Origin of the sequence: Methanocaldococcus jannaschii DSM 2661, assembly GCF_000091665.1 — an archaeon.
GTDB classification, from domain to species: Archaea; AGJL01; Methanococci; order Methanococcales; family Methanocaldococcaceae; genus Methanocaldococcus; species Methanocaldococcus jannaschii.
Map to the genome: position 1 here is coordinate 924303 of NC_000909.1, position 20258 is coordinate 944560.

Sequence of the window (20258 nt, forward strand, 5' to 3'; positions counted from 1 at the left end):
AATCACCATACATCTTATAATAATAGTTAAAATATTTTATAAAAAGTATTTTAATGTCTTTGGTGATAACATGCTTAACTTGGAAAAAATAGAGAAATTGTTAGAAGTTGGAGATTATGCGGATATAAGAATAAATTTTGGAGAGAGCAATACAATAACATTAAAAGATGGTAAAATAGAAGAAATCTCATCAGGTTTTGGAAATGGTGTAGCTGTTAGAGTCTTATACAAAAATGGATGGGGGTTTGTTACATCAAACATAGTGAGTGAAGAGGAAATCGAAAAACTCATAAATAAAGCGTATAAAATGGCTAAAATCTCAAATGAATATTCAGAAAAAGAGATTATATTAAAAGATTACAAGGCAATAATTGATAATTATAAAATGATTGGGAAAATAAACCCAACTGATGTTGATATTGAAGAAAAGAAAGAAATTATTATTGATACATACAAAAATATGACGGATGAAAAGATTAAAAGTATTTCTGTTAGCTATTCTGATGTGTTTGGAAAGAGAATATTTATGATTAGCGAAGGTTCAAGGATTGAGGGAGAGATAACAAGATGCATAATGTATATGAACTGTGTTGCTAAGGAAAATGGGAATCTGCAGTATGGTGCTGAGAGAACTGGTGGTTTTGGATTTGAGAAAATAAAAGATAACTATTTAAATTTAGCTTTAGAAGCAAAAAATAGAGCTTTAAGATTATTGAAAGCAAAACCATGCCCAAAGGGGAAATTTAAAGTAATTTTAGACCCTGAGTTAGCTGGAGTATTTATACATGAGGCAGTGGGGCATGCATCAGAGGCGGACTTAGTTTTGCAGAATGATAGTGTATTTAAAGATAAGTTAGGAGAAAGAGTAGGAAGTGAATATGTTACAGTTATAGATGATGCTACAATTGAGGGAGCTTTTGGTTCTTATAAGTATGATGATGAGGGAGTTGAAGGTAAAAAAACAGTTATCATTGAAAATGGAATTTTAAAAACTTATTTACACTCAAGAGAAACAGCTGGAAGAATGGATGCTGAGCTAACAGGGAACGGTAGAGCTGAAGGTTTAAACAAACCAATTGTAAGGATGAGTAACACCTTCATAAAACCTGGAGATTGGAGTTTTGAAGAGCTTTTAGAGGACACAAAAGAAGGAATATTCTTAAAGGGTTCGAGAGGGGGACAGGTAGATACTGGTAAAGGGCTCTTCCAATTCAGTGCAGTTGAAGCCTACTTAATCGAAAATGGAGAACTAACTCAGGTTTTAAAAGATGCTGGTTTAAGTGGGGAGATTTTAGATATTTTATTTAAAGTTGATGCAGTTACAAAGGACTTTGAGCTAAGTGTTGGTTACTGTGGAAAGGATGGGCAGAGTGTTCCAGTTGGTGATGGTGGTGGATGTGTTAGAACAATAGCTACTGTTTCTTAAAATTCTCATTTTTAATGTATTCAGAGATTATCTTTAAATCTCTTTTTAAACTCAAACGGCTTAATCGTGCAAGAGAATCCAATGTTATTGTTGGATATGTTGTATAGGGCAAGAGTATTTTTAAATCATCTATTAAGTCTGACCATAATTTTTTCAATTCTTTATTTTCTTTTTTAGATATAAGTTTTGGTTCATTTTCTGAGAATATTTCATCTAATAGTTCTTTAAAAAATGATGCAATAATTATTACATATTTCACATAATTAATTCGTTTTACTTCTAAAACGTTGGAATTTTCATTTTCTCTTCATCATTTTTCAAAATTCTAGCTAAAATGTGGGAATATAATTTTATTAAATTTTGATATTCCTCCTGTGAAACCACTCCCTTAGCTAACAAATCATCTAAAAATTTTGGAAAAGCATTTTTTGCAGTTATAAATAACGAATACATAAAATTCTTAACTTCAGTTTCATACCACTTTTTAAATTCTTCTTGTGCAATTTCCTCCGACTGTTTAATAAAGTGTTGTATGATTTTTATTCCTGCTCCTAAAAGTGCAAGACCTCCAAATGCAGTATATAACGTTCCAAATTGAATATCATCTGGTTTTAAAAATGCAACATAACCCAGTACATAAACACTTGTAAGTAAAATCGAAAACACAACTAAATTAATAAAGGAAACTGTCATCATTCTGACAAAAAAGAATAGAATCCTCAAAATCCATCCAAAACCTGATTTTATTACTCCTTTAATTATTGTTAATAGTATTCCAACCAGTGCTATAATACATTGAAGTTTTAATTTAAAATTACTGAAAATTTTTAATGGAATTAAGAGAAGAATAATTAAACCATCTAAATGTTGTGGATGAAAAGCTATCAATAAAAAAAGATTAACCCAAAAGACGTGCTTTATATTAAATACAGACCACAATCCATTAAAAATATATGAAACGACAATAACAAATAACAAGAAAATAAGGGCATATAGGGACTTCAATATATCAAAGTAGAATCATATACTCTCCTTAACAATCTCTATAGGGGTGTCAGTATCTATTTTTCCCATTTAGACACCACTATATATAAAAATACATTAATGTAAGGAAATAAAAAATAAAAGCTTAAAAATTTATTTATTCAGAGGAGGAATTAAAATTCATCCCCTCCCATGTCTCCTCCTTCTCCTCCTTTTTCGTCTCCTTTAACTTTCTCAGCAGCTATGACGTCATCGATTCTTAAGAGCATGACTGATGCCTCTGTAGCTGAGTCAATAGCTTGTGTTTTAACTTTCAATGGTTCAACAACTCCTTTCTCTAACATATCGACAACTTCTCCTTCGAAGACATCTAATCCATAGACTTCTCCGCCTTCTTTCTCGTGAGCAGCTCTTAACTTAACGAGCATGTCAATTGGGTCTAATCCTGAGTTTTCAGCTAATGTTCTTGGAATGACTTCTAAAGCATCAGCGAATGCTTTAACTGCTAACTGTTCTCTTCCAGCAACTGACTCAGCGAATTTTCTTAATCTCTTAGCTAATTCTATTTCAGTTGCTCCCCCACCAGCAACAATCTTACCTTCTTCTAATGCACACTTAACAACTCCAATTGCATCATCAATTGCTCTTGCAACTTCTTCAACAACGTGCTCTGTTGAACCTCTTGCTAAGATTGTTACAGCCTTTGGATGCTTGCACTGCTCGACGAATATCATTGCATCTCCAGCAACTTTTCTCTCTTCAACTAATCCAGCTTCTCCTAAGTCCTCTGGTGTTAAGTCGTCAATCTTTGTAACGATTCTTGCTCCTGTTGCTTTAGCTAATTTTTCCATGTCTGATTTTTTAACTCTTCTTACTGCTAAGATTCCCTTCTTAGCTAAGTAGTGCTGAGCTAAGTCATCAATTCCTTTCTGACAGAATACTACATTTGCTCCTGTAGCAGCAATCTTCTCAACCATGTCTTTAATCATCTTCTCTTCTTGCTCAATGAACTCCATTAACTTAGCTGGGTCAGTAATTCTTATTTCTGCATCTGTCTCTGTTTCTTTGACTTCAATTGGGCAGTTTAATAATGCAATCTTAGCGTTTTCAACTTTCTTTGGCATTTGTGGGTTGACTCTCTCTTTGTCAATAACAACTCCTCTAATTAACTTGGTTTCTTCAATTGGAGCTCCTTCTTTCTTCTCAACTTTAATTAAGTCCTTATCAACTTTTCCAGTTTCTTCATCAACAACAGCTCTAACTGCCTCAACAACAATTTCAGCTAACTGTTCTCTTGCTTTCTCTGCTCCTTTACCAGTAATTGATGTCATTGCAATTTTCTTTAACATCTCTGTGTCTTCTGGCTTAACTTCTTTAGCTATTGACTTTAATTCTTCAACTGCTTTGTTTCTTGCCATTTCGTATCCGTTGATGATGACTGATGGGTGGATGTTTTGGTCTAACAACTCTTCAGCTTTTCTTAACAACTCTCCAGCAATAACAACTGCTGTTGTTGTTCCATCTCCAACTTCTTTTTCTTGGGTTTTAGCAACTTCTATTAACATCTTAGCAGCTGGGTGCTCAACACTCATTTCTTTTAATATTGTAACTCCATCGTTTGTAACAACAATGTCTCCTAACTCATCAACTAACATTTTGTCCATTCCTTTTGGACCTAATGTTGTTCTAACTGTTTCAGCGATAATTCTACCTGCTAAGATGTTCATTCTTTGAGCATCTCTTCCAACGTATCTCTTAACGTTTTGTGGTAATACTACTATTGGTGCTCCTGCCATTGCCATCTTCTCACCTCAGATTGTTACCTTATTCGGTATGTATATGTTAATGAAATTCTATATAAACCTTTCGGTTTTGTGTAAAGTTGATTCAACATCAATAACTGTAAATATATAAATACTTATATCTTACAAAATTATGCTGATGAAACAAAGATTTATAAGATAGCTTTGCTATTTATTTACAAAAAACAAAACGTATTTAAGGATGATAGTGATGTTCCAAAAACCAAGAGGGACGAGAGATTTTTTACCAGAGGAGATGAAAAAAAGAAGATTTGTTGAAAATAAGCTAAGAGAGGTTTTTGAGAGGTATGGGTATAAGGAGATATTAACCCCAACCTTTGAAAGCTTTGAGTTAATAGCTAAAAAAACAGGAGAAGAGATTAGAAAGCAGTTGTATGTGTTTAAGGACCATGGTGGGAGAGAAATGGCTTTAAGACCAGAGATGACATCCCCGGTTGTTAGATTCTATTTAAATGAATTGAAGAACCTACAAAAACCTTTAAGGCTTTATTATTTCGCTAATTGTTTTAGATATGAGAGACCTCAGGCAGGGAGGTTTAGAGAGTTTTGGCAGATGGGTTGTGAGTTAATAGGATGCAAAGAACCATTGGCAGATGCTGAGGTTTTGAATTTAGCAATGGATGGATTGATAAATATTGGTTTGGATTTTGATGTTCATATAGGGCATTTGGGAGTTTTGAAGGGAGTTTTAGAGAAATTTAATGTTAGTGAGGAAGAGGAGGTTAAAATAAGAAGATTAATTGATAAAGAGGATTATGATAATTTGAAGATTTATCTAACTCAAATCTTAGGAGAGGAGAAGAAAGAGCTAATATTTGAGATATTGAAGTTTAAAGGAAGTAGAGAGGTTTTGGATGAACTAAAGGAAATATTAAAGGACTTCCCAAAATCTATGGAGGCGATAAATAATTTGGAGGAGATTTTAGAGTTTGTTATTCATGATAAATATACAATAAACCTTGGAATTGCGAGAGGTTTAGATTACTACACAGGAATGGTATTTGAAATCTATGGGAAGAAGGGAGCTAAGCAGATATGTGGTGGCGGGAGATACGATAACTTAATTGAAACGTTTGGAGGAGAACCAACTCCAGCTGTTGGTTTTGCCTATGGATTTGATAGGATTATGATGAATATCGATGATTTAGATATTGAGGAAGAGAGCATTTTAATAATCCCAGTAAAAAAAGATAAGGAATTAATTAAAAAATCTCTAATTATAGCTGATAAGTTAAGAAAAGCTGGAAAAATTGTAGAACTTGAGATTATGGGGAGAAAGCTAAGAAAAGCTTTAGATTATGCAAACTCAAGAGGATTTAAGAAGGTAATTATTGTTGGAGAGAAAGAGCTTAATGAAGGGAAAGTAACTGTAAAAGATATGATAACTGGAGAGCAGAAATTAATTGGTATAGATGAATTGACAAATTTCTAACCCCAATTTAAATCTTTATAAATTTTTATTTTTGGGATGTTTATGGTAAAAATAACCATACTATCACCAGAAGGAAGGAGCTGTAGTGTATGGAGTTTAAAGAATGAGATTGAAAAATTAGGAGCTAAATGCGATATATTTTTATTATCAAGCCCAGAAAATTTGATGAGCCATGATTTTAAATTAGAAACTGACTTAATTCATTCGAGATGTGGAATAGGAGATTATTTTGATAGATTAACCCTCTACTCTTGGCAATTCATAAATGCATTGGAAGTTGAGGGCTGTAGATTTATAAATCCAATTAAAACTCTCTACCTTACATCAGACAAGTTTAAATGTATAAAGTTACTTGCAAAGAATAAAATAAAGACACCAAAAACAGCTTTAATTAGAGATTATGAGGATGCAGTTAAATTTATTGAGAAATACAATTTAAGATTTCCAGTGGTTATAAAAAATTCTTTCTCAAAGTGTGGTTTAAAGGTATTTATGGCAAGAAATTATGATGAGTTAAAACAATTAACAAAAAATGCCATCTGGGAAGGAAAGCTTATACAGGAGTTTATTGATTTCAAAGAAAATGACTTATATAGGGATATGAGAATATTAGTTGTTGATGGAGAAGTTGTTGGTGGATACAGAAGAGTTAGTAGAGATTTTAGAACAAACCTTTATTTAGGAAATGTTGTTGAGAAACTAAATATTGATGAGGAACTTGAAGAATTAGCCTTAAAATGTGCTGATTTATCTGAGGCTGTAATCTTAGGGGTTGATATACTACCAACAAAAGACAACTATTATGTTATTGAGTTAAATTCATCCCCGGGAACTAAGGGCTTTAGAGATATAGGAATAAATGCTGATAAGAAGATAGCTGAAGCTTTAGTTAGGTATGCAAAGTCCTGAAGAGACATTAAGGGGATGAAAGCTCCTTTTAATATATCCGTTTTGGTTATACCGAATTGAATTATGTAAAGTTGTAGTGGTGGAGGTATGATAGCTAAATACATAATAAAGCATGGTTTAGAACTTGCTTATGATATTAAAGCAGACGCGTTTATGATATTTACTGAGACGGGGAAATCTTATGAATTACTAAAATCTTTTTTAAAAAAAGATGAACATTCAGGAATAATAAAGATTCTTGACAAAATATCTCATAAAAATGTAAAAATAATTGTTGCAACTCCAAATCAAGTAACTTATAAAAAAATCTCTTCTGAGAATGAAGAGAATATTTATCCAATCTTTATTAAACATAGAGAGGATAACAGATGCATGATAATAAGTAGTGGAATAGTGCATGCTCTTAAAATGAAAATATTAAAAGAAAATAACAAAATTGTTGCAGTTGTAGGAGAGCCAAAAACTCCTGGAAAGTTGGATACAATAATGGTGGTTAATGTAAAAGAGCATGTGAAAACTATAACCCTTTATGAACTTTTTGAAACATTGGATGAAAAACAAAAAAGAACATTAAAAGAGATTATAAAATTAGCTATGGAAATTGGAAGAGAAGGAAGAGAAGGAGAGTATGTAGGAACAATTTTTGTTATGGGGGATACCTTAAACGTTATGAGTATGTCAAAACCTTTAATATTAAATCCATTTGCTGGACACAATGCGAGCATATTTGACGAAAATGTTAAGGGGACTATAAAGGAGTTATCTTCTATTGATGGAGCATTTATAATTACTGATGAAGGTAAAGTAGTTTCAGCAGGGAGATTTTTAGAGATAAAAGGAGATGTTAATATACCAAAAGGTTTAGGAGCGAGGCATTTAGCTGCTGCAAGTATATCAAAAAATACGAATGCTATAGCTGTGACTGTTTCACAAAGTGGAGGAATAGTTAGGGTATTTAAAGATGGGAAGATAGTTTTTGAGACAGACCCAAGGGCAAATATATTATTCTTTGATTAGGTTTGGTTATATTTTTTGCAAAAAAGTTATTAGGTTATTTGATAGAAAATTTGAACACCTTTCTTTGGGATGTTTTGTAAATAAAGTATTTAGGTGATAAATTGACATTGGTAGAGAAGATACTATCAAAAAAAGTTGGTTATGAAGTTTGTGCAGGAGATAGCATAGAGGTTGAAGTTGATTTGGCAATGACACACGATGGAACAACACCTTTAGCATACAAAGCTTTAAAGGAAATGAGTGATAGTGTTTGGAATCCAGATAAAATAGTCGTTGCCTTTGACCACAATGTTCCACCAAACACAGTTAAAGCTGCTGAAATGCAAAAATTAGCTTTGGAGTTTGTTAAAAGATTTGGCATTAAAAATTTCCATAAAGGTGGAGAAGGCATCTGTCATCAAATCTTAGCTGAAAATTATGTTTTGCCAAACATGTTTGTAGCTGGTGGAGACAGCCATACATGCACACATGGAGCTTTTGGAGCTTTTGCTACTGGCTTTGGAGCTACTGATATGGCTTACATCTATGCAACAGGAGAAACATGGATTAAAGTGCCAAAAACAATTAGGGTAGATATAGTTGGAAAAAATGAAAATGTTTCTGCCAAAGATATTGTTTTAAGGGTTTGTAAGGAAATTGGGAGAAGAGGAGCAACATACATGGCTATTGAGTATGGTGGAGAGGTTGTTAAAAACATGGACATGGATGGAAGGCTAACTTTATGCAACATGGCAATAGAGATGGGAGGAAAAACAGGAGTGATAGAGGCTGATGAAATTACTTATGATTATTTAAAGAAAGAGAGAGGACTTTCTGATGAGGATATAGCTAAATTAAAAAAAGAGAGAATAACAGTAAATAGAGATGAAGCAAACTACTATAAGGAGATAGAAATTGACATAACAGATATGGAAGAACAAGTTGCTGTTCCACACCACCCAGATAACGTAAAGCCAATTAGTGATGTTGAAGGGACTGAGATAAATCAAGTTTTTATTGGGAGTTGCACAAATGGAAGGTTGAGTGATTTAAGAGAAGCAGCTAAATATTTAAAAGGTAGGGAGGTTCATAAAGATGTTAAGCTAATTGTTATCCCGGCATCAAAAAAGGTATTTTTGCAAGCGTTAAAAGAGGGTATTATAGATATCTTTGTTAAAGCTGGGGCGATGATTTGCACTCCGGGATGCGGACCTTGCTTAGGAGCTCATCAAGGGGTTTTGGCTGAGGGAGAAATTTGTTTATCAACAACAAACAGAAACTTTAAAGGAAGGATGGGGCATATAAATAGCTATATTTACTTGGCATCTCCAAAGATTGCCGCAATAAGTGCAGTTAAGGGATATATAACCAACAAATTGGATTAATGGAATAGGTATTAAAATTCCTAAAGAGATAGAAATAAAAACATTAAGCAAGTATAATATTATTTTATCATAAATATTCTTTGTGATACTATGAAAGTTAGGGATTTAATGGATAAGAATTTTGCCAAGATATATGTAGATGAGACTGTTGAAGATGCTATAAATCTATTAAAAAAGAAGAAGAGATTCTCTGCCCCAATTGTTGATAAAGAGGATAGATTAGTTGGATGGGTAACTACATTGGAGTTATTAGGAATTTCAGAGAAAGATTTTAAAAAGCCTATAACAGAGTTTATGAGGCCTGTTGAAGAAGTTATAACTGTCTATGAAGATGATGAGGCAAGGAATGTAGTTTTAAAATTCGTTAAGTATAAGGTTGTTAGCATTCCTGTATTAACAAGAGATGGTAGAGTTATTGGAATGGTTAGGAACTGTGATGTTGTCAAAACATTAGCTAAGCTCTATGAAATCCCAGTGTATAAGATATTTAAGGAATTGCATAATCACATTGGAGATATAAGCTGGGAGGAGTTGATGGAAGCAGCTGCAGTTGTAACAAAGAGAATGACTGGAGAAGATATAACGCCACAAGAGTATGAGGAGAGGATTAAAAAAACAACCTTTGGAAAGGCTATTTGGGCTTGTGGTGGTTTAGAAAAGTTCTTTGTTGGACTTATTGAGATAGGTATGGTTGCTTTGGCAAGAAAATTAGCAAAAAGAAGGAAAGGGGGTTGAATGAGGATAGAAGATGAGATAAAAAACATAATAGAAAAGAAAGATTATGATTTCTGGGAGTTTTTAAAAAAGGCCTATGAAAATAACATAAAGTTAGATATTGGGCATTTCATCCTTTTAAATATTCTTATTGGTGTTAATGATTTATATCATAAGCTATCTGAGAAGTTTGGGGAAGAAGAAGCAAGAAAAATTTTAGAGAGAAATAAAATATTTGCCAAAAACTCTGATTTTATATCTGGAGAATTTTTAAAAGATTATATTGATAGGAAGAGCAGAGTAGCAGTGCATAACAGAATAAAGGATTTAAAAACTCTTGGCTTTAAAATAGAGAGTAAGTCTGGGCCATTTGGTGGGTATAAGATAGTTGGCTATCCAGAATGGTTTAAGAAATAGGATTCTTTTTTTGGTGATTTTTATGAAATTTTATAATCGAGAGAAAGAATTAAATTATCTAAAAAATTATGTCCAATTAGAGCCTAACTCTATACTTTTTGTTTATGGTCCTAAATCTTCTGGTAAATCTACGGTAATGCTTAGGGTTATTGAAGAATTATCTAAAAAAGATGATTTGGTGTTTTTTTATTATGATTTGAGAGAATATGCTACACCAACAAAGGAAGAGTTTTTGGAAATATTTTTTGAAAAAGGAGATAAAAAGTATCTTCTAAATAGATTTGAAATTAACTTAAAAATATTTAAGTTTGGTATTGAAGAGAAATTTGATTTCGATAATATAAAGTTAAATGATGTCTTTAGCAAGATGAAAGAGAGTATTAATGCAGTTATTAAAGATGGAAAGAAACCAATTTTAATAATAGATGAATTGCAGAAGTTAAAGAGTATATACTTCAATGGAGAGGGTAAGGGAGATAAATCTTTGTTGAATGAATTGTTTAATTTATTTGTGCATTTAACTAAAGTAAGACATCTATGTCATGTTATTTGTTTAACTTCTGATACTTTATTTATAGAGGAAATCTATAGAAACTCTACTTTAGAAAATACCTCTGAATATTATTTAATTGATTGGTTAAGAAAAGAAAGTATTAGAAATATCTTAAAAGAAGAGGGTTTTAGTGAGGAGGAGGTTGATTACTGCTTAAAATATTTATCTCTACCTTATGAAATTTCTCAATTAATAAACAATAAAAAACTTGGCTTATCTGTTGAACAAACTATAAAGCAGTGGATTAATATTGAGAGGGACAAAATCTTATATTTAATTTCTACTCAAAAGGAGTTTGAGATGGGAAAATTAATTGATGCCTTAAAATTATTTGAGAACAAAATAAAAGTTGATATTAAAGAGATTATAAGAGATAATCTTATGGATGAAGTTAAATTTTTAATTAAAAATGAGATACTGTTTTATGATGTGATGAACGGTATAATCAAGCCAACCTCTGTAAAGAAGTGGTATGCCATAAAAGAAGTTATAGAATGAGATTTATAAATTTACAAATATGTATTAGAGAGTTATTTATTTAAACCTCAACTATTTTTATTAAATTAAAAACTCTTCAAAAGATTTGACGGTGATTCATAATGGAGATGCCAAAGGATTACAATATAGAGATTGAGAAACAGATACAAAAAAAGTGGGAAGAAAGTAAGATTTACAAATTTGATGAAGAGAGCAATAAGCCACCATATATTATAGATACACCACCACCATACCCAACTGGTAGATTACACTTAGGACATGCATTAAACTGGACTTACATGGATATAATAGCAAGATACAAGAGGATGAAGGGCTTTAACGTTCTCTTCCCGCAAGGTTGGGACTGTCATGGACTGCCAACAGAGGTTAAGGTTGAAGAAATCCATGGCATAACAAAGTCAGATGTTGATAGACATAAATTTAGAGAGCTTTGCATTGAATTAACAAAAGAAAACATTGAAAAAATGAGAAGACAGATAAAATCCTTAGGAATTTCTATTGATTGGGATAAAGAGTATATAACAATGACTCCAGAGTATATTAAAAAATCCCAAACTGCCTTTGTTAGAATGTATAAAGATGGATTAATTTACAGAGGAAAATTCCCAGTAAATTGGTGTCCAAGATGTCAAACAGCTATTGCATTTGCTGAAGTTGAGTATAAAGAGAGAGAAAGCAAATTGAATTATATAAAATTCCCTGCTGCTGATGGAGAAGGGCATTTGTTGATAGCAACAACAAGACCTGAACTTATGGCTGCGTGTGTTGCTATCTTAGTTCATCCAGAGGATGAAAGATATAAGCATTTAATTGGAAAAGAGTTTATAGTCCCATTGTTTGGGCATAAGGTTAAGTTATTGGCTGATGAGGATGTTGAGAAGGAGTTTGGTACTGGAGCAGTTATGGTTTGTACATTTGGGGATAAGACAGACGTTTTGTGGGTTAATAGGCATAAATTGGAGATTAAGAAAGCAATTGATGAGAAGGGAGAGCTAACAGAGATAGCTGGAAAGTATAAAGGGCTAAAAACAGAGGAAGCAAGAGAGAAGATTATTGAGGATTTAAAGAAAGAGGGCTATTTAGTTAAGCAAGAGCCAATAAAACAGAATGTTGGTGTTTGTTGGAGATGTAAAACACCAATTGAAATTATCGTTACTGAGCAGTGGTTTGTTAATGTTAGAAAACTCATCCCAAAGGTTAGAGAAGTAGCTGATGAAATTAAGTGGATTCCAGAGCACATGAAAATTAGATTGTTGAATTGGATTGAAGATATGGATTGGGACTGGGTTATAAGTAGGCAGAGAATCTTTGCCACACCAATCCCAGTTTGGTATTGTCCAAAGTGTGGAAATGTGGTTGTTGCTAAAGAAGAAGATTTACCAATAGACCCAACTAAAACAGGTTATGTTTGTGATAAGTGCGGCAATAAAGACTTAATCCCAGAGACAGATGTTTTAGATACATGGATGGACTCTTCAATAACACCAATGGTTATAACAAAGTGGTTAGATGATGATAAATTCTTTGAGAAGCATTATCCTGTCCAATTAAGACCACAGGGGCATGACATAATTAGAACATGGGCTTTCTATACAATTGTCAAGTCAGTAGCTTTGACTGGTAAAAAGCCATGGGATGAGATTGTTATAAACGGAATGGTGTTTGGAGAAGATGGACATAAGATGAGTAAGAGTAGGGGAAATGTTGTAGAGCCAGATGAAATTATAGCTAAGTATGGAGCAGATGCCTTAAGATTGTGGGCAAGTAATAGTGTTGTTGGAGATGATGTCCAATTCTTATGGAAAGAGGTTGATTACGGCTATAGATTCTTAAGAAAGTCCTGGAATGCTTGTAGATTTGCTAAGATGCATATAAGTGATGACATTATTGATGAGCTAAAAAAACCAATGGAAATTAGCAACCCAATTGATTTATGGATTTTGAGTAAATTGCAGAGATTAATTGAGAGGGTTGATAAGGACTTAGAGAATTATAGGTTTAATACAATAGTTGAAATCTATAAGTTTGTTTGGCATGAGTTCTGTGATAACTACATAGAGATGGTTAAATATCGATTGTATGGAGATGATGAAGAGGCAAAGAAAGAAGCAAGATGGACATTATACTATGTAATTGACAAGGTTGTTAGATTGCTATGCCCATTTGCACCACACTTCTCAGATTACATAGCTGAGATTTATAAGATAGATAATCTCCACTTCTCATTTCCAGAAGTTGATAATAGATTTATAAATGAAGAGGCAGAGAAATTTGGGGAAATAGCTAAAAATACAGTCATTTCAATTAGAAGATTTAAGGCAAATTCAGGAATGGCTTTAAATGCTCCATTAAAATACGTTGAAATTTATACAGAGGATGAAGAGACTTATTTAGCTTTAAATAAAACAGCCGAGGATATTAAAGGGACATTGAAGATTGAAGAGCTTAAAATAATCAAAGGAAAACCAGCCCTTGAATCAAAGATTGTTGAAATAATTCCTGATAAATCAAAGATAGGGCCAGAGTTTAAAAAGAATGCAAAGGCGGTTATGGATTTAATTAAGAATGCTGATGAAGAGACACTTGAAAAAATCATTAACGAAGGTTTAGAAACAGAGTATGGAGTTATTAGAAAAGAACACATTAAAGATGTTAAAAGAGCTTTATTCTGCGAAGGAGAGGAAGTAGATTCAGTTGATATTGAGGGAGTTTTAGCAATGGCAATAATTAGGAAATAAATGGATAAAATAAAAAAATAAATTGAATTTTTTAACTTTTTTATTTTTTATTCATCATAAACCTTTATTCCCCATTTGGTTCTAATATCTTTAAACTTCTCTTTTAATTTTTTAGTGATTTCTCCAACTTGTTTATTATTTATTACTCTACCATCTATCTCAAAAACAGGGACTATTTCAGCAGCTGTTCCAGTGATAAATAGTTCATCGGCAGTGTATAAGTCATGTAAAGTTAAAGGTTCTTCAACAACCTCTATTCCTTCTTCCTTAGCTAATTTTATGACAACATCCCTTGTGATTCCTTTTAAGATACTCTGATAAACTGGGGGAGTTTTTAAAACTCCATTTTTAACTATAAATATGTTATCTCCAGTTCCTTCAACAACAAAACCTTTATCATCCAATAAAAATGCCTCATCAACTCCAGCATAGTTTGCCTGAATCTTTGCTAAGACGCTGTTTAAGTAGTTGAGGGATTTAACTGCTGGATTCAAAACATCTACTGGCAGTCTTCTAACTGAAACGGTTATAGCCCTGATTCCATCCTCCCCTAATAAAGGAGGCATAGGAATTGCTATACAGAAAATAGTTGGCTTTCCACACTTTCTTGGGTCTAACCCTAAATCACCAACTCCTCTTGTAACAACTAATCTTATATATGCATCTCTCAGATTATTAACTCTCAATGTCTCTAAAACAACATCAATCATCTCTTCTTTTGTTAGTGGGATATCTATACAGAGAGATTTTGCTGAATCATACAATCTGTCTATATGCTCCTTCAACATAAAAACAACGCCATCATAAGCCCTAATTCCTTCAAAAACTCCATCTCCATATAATAAACCGTGGTCAAACACAGAAACCTTTGCATCTTTTTCATCAACAAACTTTCCGTTTAAGTAGATTTTCATAAGACCACCTTTGTTAAATTGTCAAAATAAAAATAAAATGAATATTTAATATATAAAATTGTCTATTTGCAAAAAATAAAAATAGAGTCTATTCACTTATTTAGTCATTTATTTGATCTATATTCTTTTCTATATCTTTTTCTTTTTTTAATTCTTCTTCTATCTCTTCCTCTTTTATCCTCTCCCCAGTAATCATATAAACAATCCTATCTCCTATTGAAGCAACAATATTTCCACTTCTTTCTAAATATTTACCAGCGAATATTATTTCAGTGTAAAGAGTTAGATTTTTAGGGTTTTCAATGATTTTACTAATCATACTTCTATATAGTTGCTCATACAAATCATCTAACCTTTTATCCATATTATAGACATCTCTTGCTAAACTCTCATCTCTTGTTTTAAACGCAATCATTGCATTTTTTAACATATTTATTAAATAATCTTTCATAACAATAAGAAGTTCATTCTTTCTATTACCCTCAACATCTGACTTTAACAAAATTTTGCAAATCTTTGATGCATTGTCTCCAACTTTTTCCAATTTTGAAGATATTTTAATAGCAGTCATTAACTCCCTTAAATCTCCTGAAACAGGTTGATATAAAGCAATTGCCTTAATACATTTTTCCTCTATTTTCATCTCCATCAAATCAATGGTAGTGTCTCTTTTTCTAACTTGTTTAGCCAACTCTCTATCACTTTCAATAAATGCCTTCACTGCATTTTCAGTTTGTTCTGCACAAAGTTCAGCCATCTCTATTAAATCGTTTTCAACTTCTTTAAGTATTTCTTCAAACTTTTTTGGCATAATTTCCCTCCATATAATTTTTTGGCAATATAAAAGTAAAATAAAGTATAGTTATAACACTCTTTTTATGGCATTCCATACTAAAAATGATTGTGGCTTTAAAGTTCCTCTTTGAGGATATAAAAATAAAATGTTTTTTTTAACTAAATAAACATAAACTGCTTTTGGTATTTTATCAACTTCAATTTCATACTTTCCCTTAAACAATTTTAACGCATTAATTATGTCCTCTTTTCTAATTTCGATAATCTCCTCCTCAATATTAACTTTTGGTTTTATATAATCCAAATTACTTAAAAAGTCCTTTAATTTAGAGATTTCATCCATTAACAAGATATTTAAAACATCTTTTAGATTTTTATGTTTTAATTTACCTATAACATTTATAATTAGAATTGGCTTTCCCCCAACATAAGAATAAATTAGCTCTTTATCCTCATCGGATAATTTTTTATTTAGAATTTCCTCTGATAGAAAATCTATAAACTTTAAAGCTGTCTCTTTATCAAAGTCATCAACTAAAATGTAATCAACCCTCTCCTTTAACATTGCCTCGTTATAAACCCTCTCTATGAATAAACTATCAGAACTTAAACAAAAAACATGACATAGATGCTTATGCTTAGTTAATGATACAAAATAATTAAACAACTCATAAATTAAGAATCCGTTAATTTTCATATCTCCTATTTTTTGCAATTCATCTATAATAATTATTGGCTGTTTTCCTTCTCTTTTAATATCCATTAAAATGTTAGTTATATACTTAAATACATTCTTGGTTGTTTTCTTTTTTAGAATTTCTTCCAATGTATTTTTTGGTGTTGGAATACCACATAAAGAAGGAGCATCCTTTATCAAACTCCTTATAATTTCAATAGGCTTTTTATCATCCTCATACTCTTCAAACAAGACTTCTATAATTAGACGAAAACCGAAGGTTTTCGTTGCTCGAAGCTTCGCTTCGAACTCATCATACTTAGAGATAAAAATCTCTCTCAAATCGATATAAAACACAACATATTTGTTTTTATCCAGTCTATTGTTGATAATTTCATTAATTAGGGCTGTTTTTCCAGAGTTTATGGGGCCATAAATAAAATAAATTAAATTTGGTTCTTCTTCTAAAATTGATAAAATTTCTTTTATTTCTTCCACCCTATTAAAGAATTTCATATTTATCAACTCCTCAAATTTACTATATATTTCATATCATTTTTTTGCCAGTAATTAAAAAGTATATCTCTTTTCTAAAGTCATTTGCAGAATTTTCGCATCTTTCTAAATATTTTCCTATATTGGTTAGCTCATTCACAATAGCAACATTATAGTTTTTGCAAAACATTTTGAAATATATAGGATATATATGAACGCCCCCAAGTGGGGGCGTTCAAATTTTTATTTTTAATTTTAATAACTTTTGCAAAAACTATAAACACATCTTCAAAAATCTTTCTTGCTAAGTATCTTTGAAACTCTTCATAAAATATCTTTTCAATTTCTCTGTGTAGTTTATATATCTCATCAATTTTATTTATATCTTCATTTATGTAAGAAGAAATACTCAATAAATTATCTCCTCAGTTAAAGAAGCCATTCTTTTTATGTATTTGTCATTTCTATCAAAATTAAATTTTGAATTTAGCAGAACAAAACTTATCTTTACGGCACATTCTTCAATTTTTTCCAACATTGAACACAATTTTATAATTGTTAGCAATTTTCTTAAATCTTTTGAGACGGGTCTATATAGGCATAGAGCTTTTACTGAATACATCTCCAATGACTCTAAATTTTTGATTATGTTATTGTTTTTATAAATTACCAAATTACAGATGTCTTTTTTGTTTGTGCAGTATCCTTCAACACTAAGATTTAGATTTTTTATTATTTCTTCCCCTAATAGCTCTATTTTTCTATCCATCTCATTTACTATGTCATCAAATTTTTTTGGCATAAATATCCCTCAATAAGTATAAAAGTTCATATTTTGTGATTAATTAAAAAATTTTGATGATGATACTTAACCAAACCTACCACTAATGTAGTCATCTGTCTCCTTCTTCTGTGGATTTAGGAATATCTGCTCTGTCTCTCCAAACTCAATTAATTTCCCCATTAAGAAAAAGGCAGTGTAATCAGAAACCCTACTTGCCTGCTGCATGTTGTGGGTAACAACAACAATCGTATAATCTTTAGCTAACTCAACCATTAACTCCTCTATCTTTAATGTGGAGATAGGGTCTAAGGCAGATGTTGGTTCATCCATCAATAAAACCTCTGGCTTAACTGCTATCGCTCTCGCTATACATAACCTCTGCTGTTGTCCTCCAGAGAGAGATAAAGCGTTTTTATGCAGTTCATCTTTAACCTCATCCCACAAAGCCGCTTTCTTTAAAGCCCACTCAACAATCTTATCCAATTCTTTTTTATCCTTAATTCCATGAATTCTTGGGCCAAATGCAACATTATCATAGATGCTCATAGCAAAAGGATTTGGCTTTTGAAATACCATTCCTACTCTCTTTCTCAACTCATAAACATCAACATCCTTATCATAGATATTTTTTCCATCCAATAAAACCTCTCCCTCTATTCTAACATTTGGAATTAAATCATTTAGCCTATTTAAGCATCTTAAAAATGTTGATTTACCACATCCACTTGGCCCTATTAAGGCAGTTATTTTATTCTCATAGATTGGGAGATTTATATCAAATAACGCCTGCTTTTCCCCATACCACAAATTTAGGTTTTTTGTTTCCATCTTCACCTTTGTCATTTCTATCCCTTTTTTATATTTTATAAAATTTTATAATTTTATATCATCCTTTAAAGCATATCTTATCGGAACAAATATTGCTAAAAATATTATAAGCATTACTAAAGCCGCTCCCCATGCCATCTGGTGGTCTTCTATAGAAGGACTTTGAACTAATGTATAGATGAGGAGAGGAATTGCTCCAACTGGCTCTAATGGATTTGTTGGATAGACCTCATACAACCCTCCTGCAGTAAATAGTAGAGGAGCTGTTTCTCCAGCAACCTTTGCCATACCAATTAAAATTCCTGTTAAAATTCCTTTTTTAGCCATCTTCGTAATAACTTTGAATATTACTTGTGCCCTTGTGCATCCTAACGCATAACCTCCTTCTTTATAAATCTTTGGGACTTCTGCCATCGCTTCTTCTGTATAAACTGCAACATAAGGAGTTAATATTAAAGCTAAAGCCAAAGCCCCAGCTAATGCTGAAAAAGTTCCCATAGGAACAACTAACATACCCATGACAAATGTACCAACCAGTATAGTTGGGAATTCTAACATTATCTGCAGTAACATCTTTGTAGCTCTTCCAATAAAGCTGTTTGGGAATTCATAGGCATAAGCTCCAGCTAAGAAAGCTAAAGGTAAGCCAATTAAAGTCGCTAAGAATGTGAGCATTAAAGTCCCAACTATTGCCGGACCTATTCCTCCCTCACTCAACGTTCCAGTTATGAAAGTTAAGCCCCTTTCCATTATTATTGGTAGTCCTTTTTCAACAATTGAAATTATTATATGGAATAAAGGGAGTATTGCCAATAAAGTTAATGCCCCAACAATAAATAGAAATATCTTATCTTTAATCATTCTAATGGTTTTATGTTTAATGGGAGACATGCTCTCTCCACCTCTTCAAATAATAAATTCCAATGATATTAACAACCAATCCTATAACAAACAGCACTAAACCAGCAGAGTAGAGGACAGAAGTCATATACTCATACAACACTGCATTTCCAAATTGATTTGCTATCAATGATGATATTGTATATCCTGGAGCAAAGAGCTTGTAAGTTAGGTTGAAGGAGTTTCCAATAACCAGTGAAACAGCAACTGTTTCTCCTAAAGCCCTACCAAAAGCCAATATAAGCCCTGAAATTATGGCTGGTCTTATGTATTTTATTAAAACCTTTGTGGTTTCATATCTTGTTGCTCCTAAAGCAACTAAACCCTCTTTATAAACAGATGGAATCATTGCATAAGCCTCTCTAATAATAGCTGCTGCAAATGGAGTAACCATTATTCCCAACAAAATTCCTGCTGATAGATAGCAATAACCTGATAATGGAGGGTAATCAAAGAGTGGAATAAATGAAAAATGTTCATACAAAAATTTCATAATATGGTCTCTTAACAGAGGGACTAATATGAATGCTCCCCATATACCATAAATTATTGTTGGAAGTCCTGCCATAATATCTGAAATTACAATTAAAGGATATTTCAGTCTTTTAGGAGCATAATCATTGACAAATATTGCATAGCATATAGATAGAGGCAAAGCTATTAAAACAGCAATTGTTGCTGTATATATACTACCCCAAATTGGCGCTGCTAATCCATAAACTTCTTTTGCAGGTTCTTCAGCCGCTTTCCAAACATTTGTTATAAATAAATCAATACCATATCTCTCAATAGCTGGGAGTGCATTGAAGAAATAAAAGCCTAATATTAAAACAAATAATATAAACACAACAAATATTGCTGGTAATGTTATTATTTTGAATTCATCTATCTTTCTTAGGAGTTTTTTAATCTCCATGGTTTTCAACCTTTTTTAATCCTTATCTTATGGCTTTTATAAGTTCTATTTTAATAAGACTTTCGCAGGATTAAA

Annotated in this window: 20 protein-coding genes; 9 read left to right on the plus strand and 11 right to left on the minus strand. The window is 32.0% G+C overall.

Going from position 1 to position 20258, the window contains the following annotated elements:
- The first annotated feature begins 70 nt into the window (after nucleotides 1–70).
- Nucleotides 71–1426: a TldD/PmbA family protein gene (locus MJ_RS05355; protein ID WP_010870510.1), complete on the plus strand. Its 1356-nt coding sequence runs from the start codon at nucleotides 71–73 to the stop codon at nucleotides 1424–1426.
- Here the strand turns inward: MJ_RS05355 and MJ_RS05360 are convergent.
- From MJ_RS05360 to thsB, 3 genes are all read right to left on the minus strand, one after another.
- On the minus strand, nucleotides 1413–1685 hold the full coding sequence (locus MJ_RS05360; protein WP_064496693.1) for a hypothetical protein: 273 nt from the start codon (nucleotides 1683–1685) through the stop codon (nucleotides 1413–1415). The two genes, MJ_RS05355 and MJ_RS05360, sit on opposite strands and share 14 nt — an antisense overlap.
- Before the next feature lie 20 nt (nucleotides 1686–1705).
- The gene (locus tag MJ_RS05365; protein WP_162484754.1) at nucleotides 1706–2314 is read right to left on the minus strand and encodes a hypothetical protein; all 609 of its coding nucleotides are present in this window, start codon (nucleotides 2312–2314) and stop codon (nucleotides 1706–1708) included.
- A gap of 269 nt (nucleotides 2315–2583) precedes the next feature.
- Nucleotides 2584–4212, minus strand: a complete 1629-nt coding sequence (gene thsB / locus MJ_RS05370) for a thermosome subunit beta (protein WP_010870512.1) — start codon at nucleotides 4210–4212, stop codon at nucleotides 2584–2586.
- A gap of 211 nt (nucleotides 4213–4423) precedes the next feature.
- Here thsB and hisS point away from each other — a divergent pair, with 211 nt between their 5' ends.
- The 8 genes from hisS (at nucleotide 4424) to valS (ending at nucleotide 13875) form a co-directional block, all read left to right on the plus strand.
- A complete protein-coding gene (hisS, locus tag MJ_RS05375) occupies nucleotides 4424–5665 on the plus strand; it encodes a histidine--tRNA ligase (RefSeq protein WP_064496694.1) in 1242 nt (413 codons plus the stop codon).
- Between the two features lie 42 nt (nucleotides 5666–5707).
- Complete coding sequence (gene cofF, locus MJ_RS05380; protein WP_064496695.1) at nucleotides 5708–6574, plus strand: coenzyme gamma-F420-2:alpha-L-glutamate ligase; 867 nt, start codon at nucleotides 5708–5710, stop codon at nucleotides 6572–6574.
- 87 nt (nucleotides 6575–6661) lie between these two features.
- Nucleotides 6662–7591, plus strand: a complete 930-nt coding sequence (gene dacZ, locus MJ_RS05385; protein ID WP_010870515.1) for a diadenylate cyclase — start codon at nucleotides 6662–6664, stop codon at nucleotides 7589–7591.
- 101 nt (nucleotides 7592–7692) lie between these two features.
- Entirely contained in the window at nucleotides 7693–8955 is a 1263-nt protein-coding gene (hacA, locus tag MJ_RS05390) for a homoaconitase large subunit (RefSeq protein WP_010870516.1), read from the plus strand.
- A gap of 90 nt (nucleotides 8956–9045) precedes the next feature.
- Nucleotides 9046–9690, plus strand: coding sequence for a CBS domain-containing protein (locus MJ_RS05395; protein ID WP_010870517.1), 645 nt, complete (start codon nucleotides 9046–9048; stop codon nucleotides 9688–9690).
- On the plus strand, nucleotides 9691–10086 hold the full coding sequence (locus MJ_RS05400) for a helix-turn-helix domain-containing protein (protein WP_010870518.1): 396 nt from the start codon (nucleotides 9691–9693) through the stop codon (nucleotides 10084–10086). It begins immediately after the preceding gene.
- 22 nt (nucleotides 10087–10108) lie between these two features.
- Complete coding sequence (locus tag MJ_RS05405; RefSeq protein ID WP_064496696.1) at nucleotides 10109–11137, plus strand: ATP-binding protein; 1029 nt, start codon at nucleotides 10109–10111, stop codon at nucleotides 11135–11137.
- Nucleotides 11138–11238: 101 nt separating this feature from the next.
- Entirely contained in the window at nucleotides 11239–13875 is a 2637-nt protein-coding gene (gene valS / locus MJ_RS05410; RefSeq protein ID WP_010870520.1) for a valine--tRNA ligase, read from the plus strand.
- A 47-nt stretch (nucleotides 13876–13922) separates the two neighbouring features.
- Here valS and ilvE read toward each other — a convergent pair whose 3' ends face one another.
- From ilvE to pstC, 8 genes are all read right to left on the minus strand, one after another.
- Complete coding sequence (gene ilvE, locus MJ_RS05415) at nucleotides 13923–14789, minus strand: branched-chain-amino-acid transaminase (RefSeq protein ID WP_010870521.1); 867 nt, start codon at nucleotides 14787–14789, stop codon at nucleotides 13923–13925.
- Nucleotides 14790–14889: 100 nt separating this feature from the next.
- Complete coding sequence (gene phoU, locus MJ_RS05420) at nucleotides 14890–15600, minus strand: phosphate signaling complex protein PhoU (RefSeq protein WP_010870522.1); 711 nt, start codon at nucleotides 15598–15600, stop codon at nucleotides 14890–14892.
- 51 nt (nucleotides 15601–15651) lie between these two features.
- A complete protein-coding gene (locus tag MJ_RS05425; protein ID WP_064496697.1) occupies nucleotides 15652–16776 on the minus strand; it encodes an ATP-binding protein in 1125 nt (374 codons plus the stop codon).
- Between the two features lie 149 nt (nucleotides 16777–16925).
- On the minus strand, nucleotides 16926–17168 hold the full coding sequence (locus MJ_RS05430; RefSeq protein ID WP_064496698.1) for a hypothetical protein: 243 nt from the start codon (nucleotides 17166–17168) through the stop codon (nucleotides 16926–16928).
- On the minus strand, nucleotides 17165–17557 hold the full coding sequence (locus tag MJ_RS05435; RefSeq protein WP_010870524.1) for a PhoU domain-containing protein: 393 nt from the start codon (nucleotides 17555–17557) through the stop codon (nucleotides 17165–17167). The genes MJ_RS05430 and MJ_RS05435 overlap by 4 nt, the downstream gene beginning before the upstream one ends.
- A gap of 66 nt (nucleotides 17558–17623) precedes the next feature.
- Nucleotides 17624–18382 carry a phosphate ABC transporter ATP-binding protein PstB gene (pstB, locus tag MJ_RS05440; protein WP_010870525.1) on the minus strand — a complete coding sequence of 253 codons (759 nt, stop codon included), beginning with the start codon at nucleotides 18380–18382 and terminating at the stop codon, nucleotides 17624–17626.
- Nucleotides 18383–18412: 30 nt separating this feature from the next.
- A complete protein-coding gene (gene pstA / locus MJ_RS05445) occupies nucleotides 18413–19258 on the minus strand; it encodes a phosphate ABC transporter permease PstA (protein ID WP_010870526.1) in 846 nt (281 codons plus the stop codon).
- Nucleotides 19245–20183: a phosphate ABC transporter permease subunit PstC gene (pstC, locus tag MJ_RS05450; protein ID WP_064496699.1), complete on the minus strand. Its 939-nt coding sequence runs from the start codon at nucleotides 20181–20183 to the stop codon at nucleotides 19245–19247. Before pstC ends, pstA begins: the two co-directional genes overlap by 14 nt.
- Nucleotides 20184–20258 lie beyond the last annotated feature (75 nt).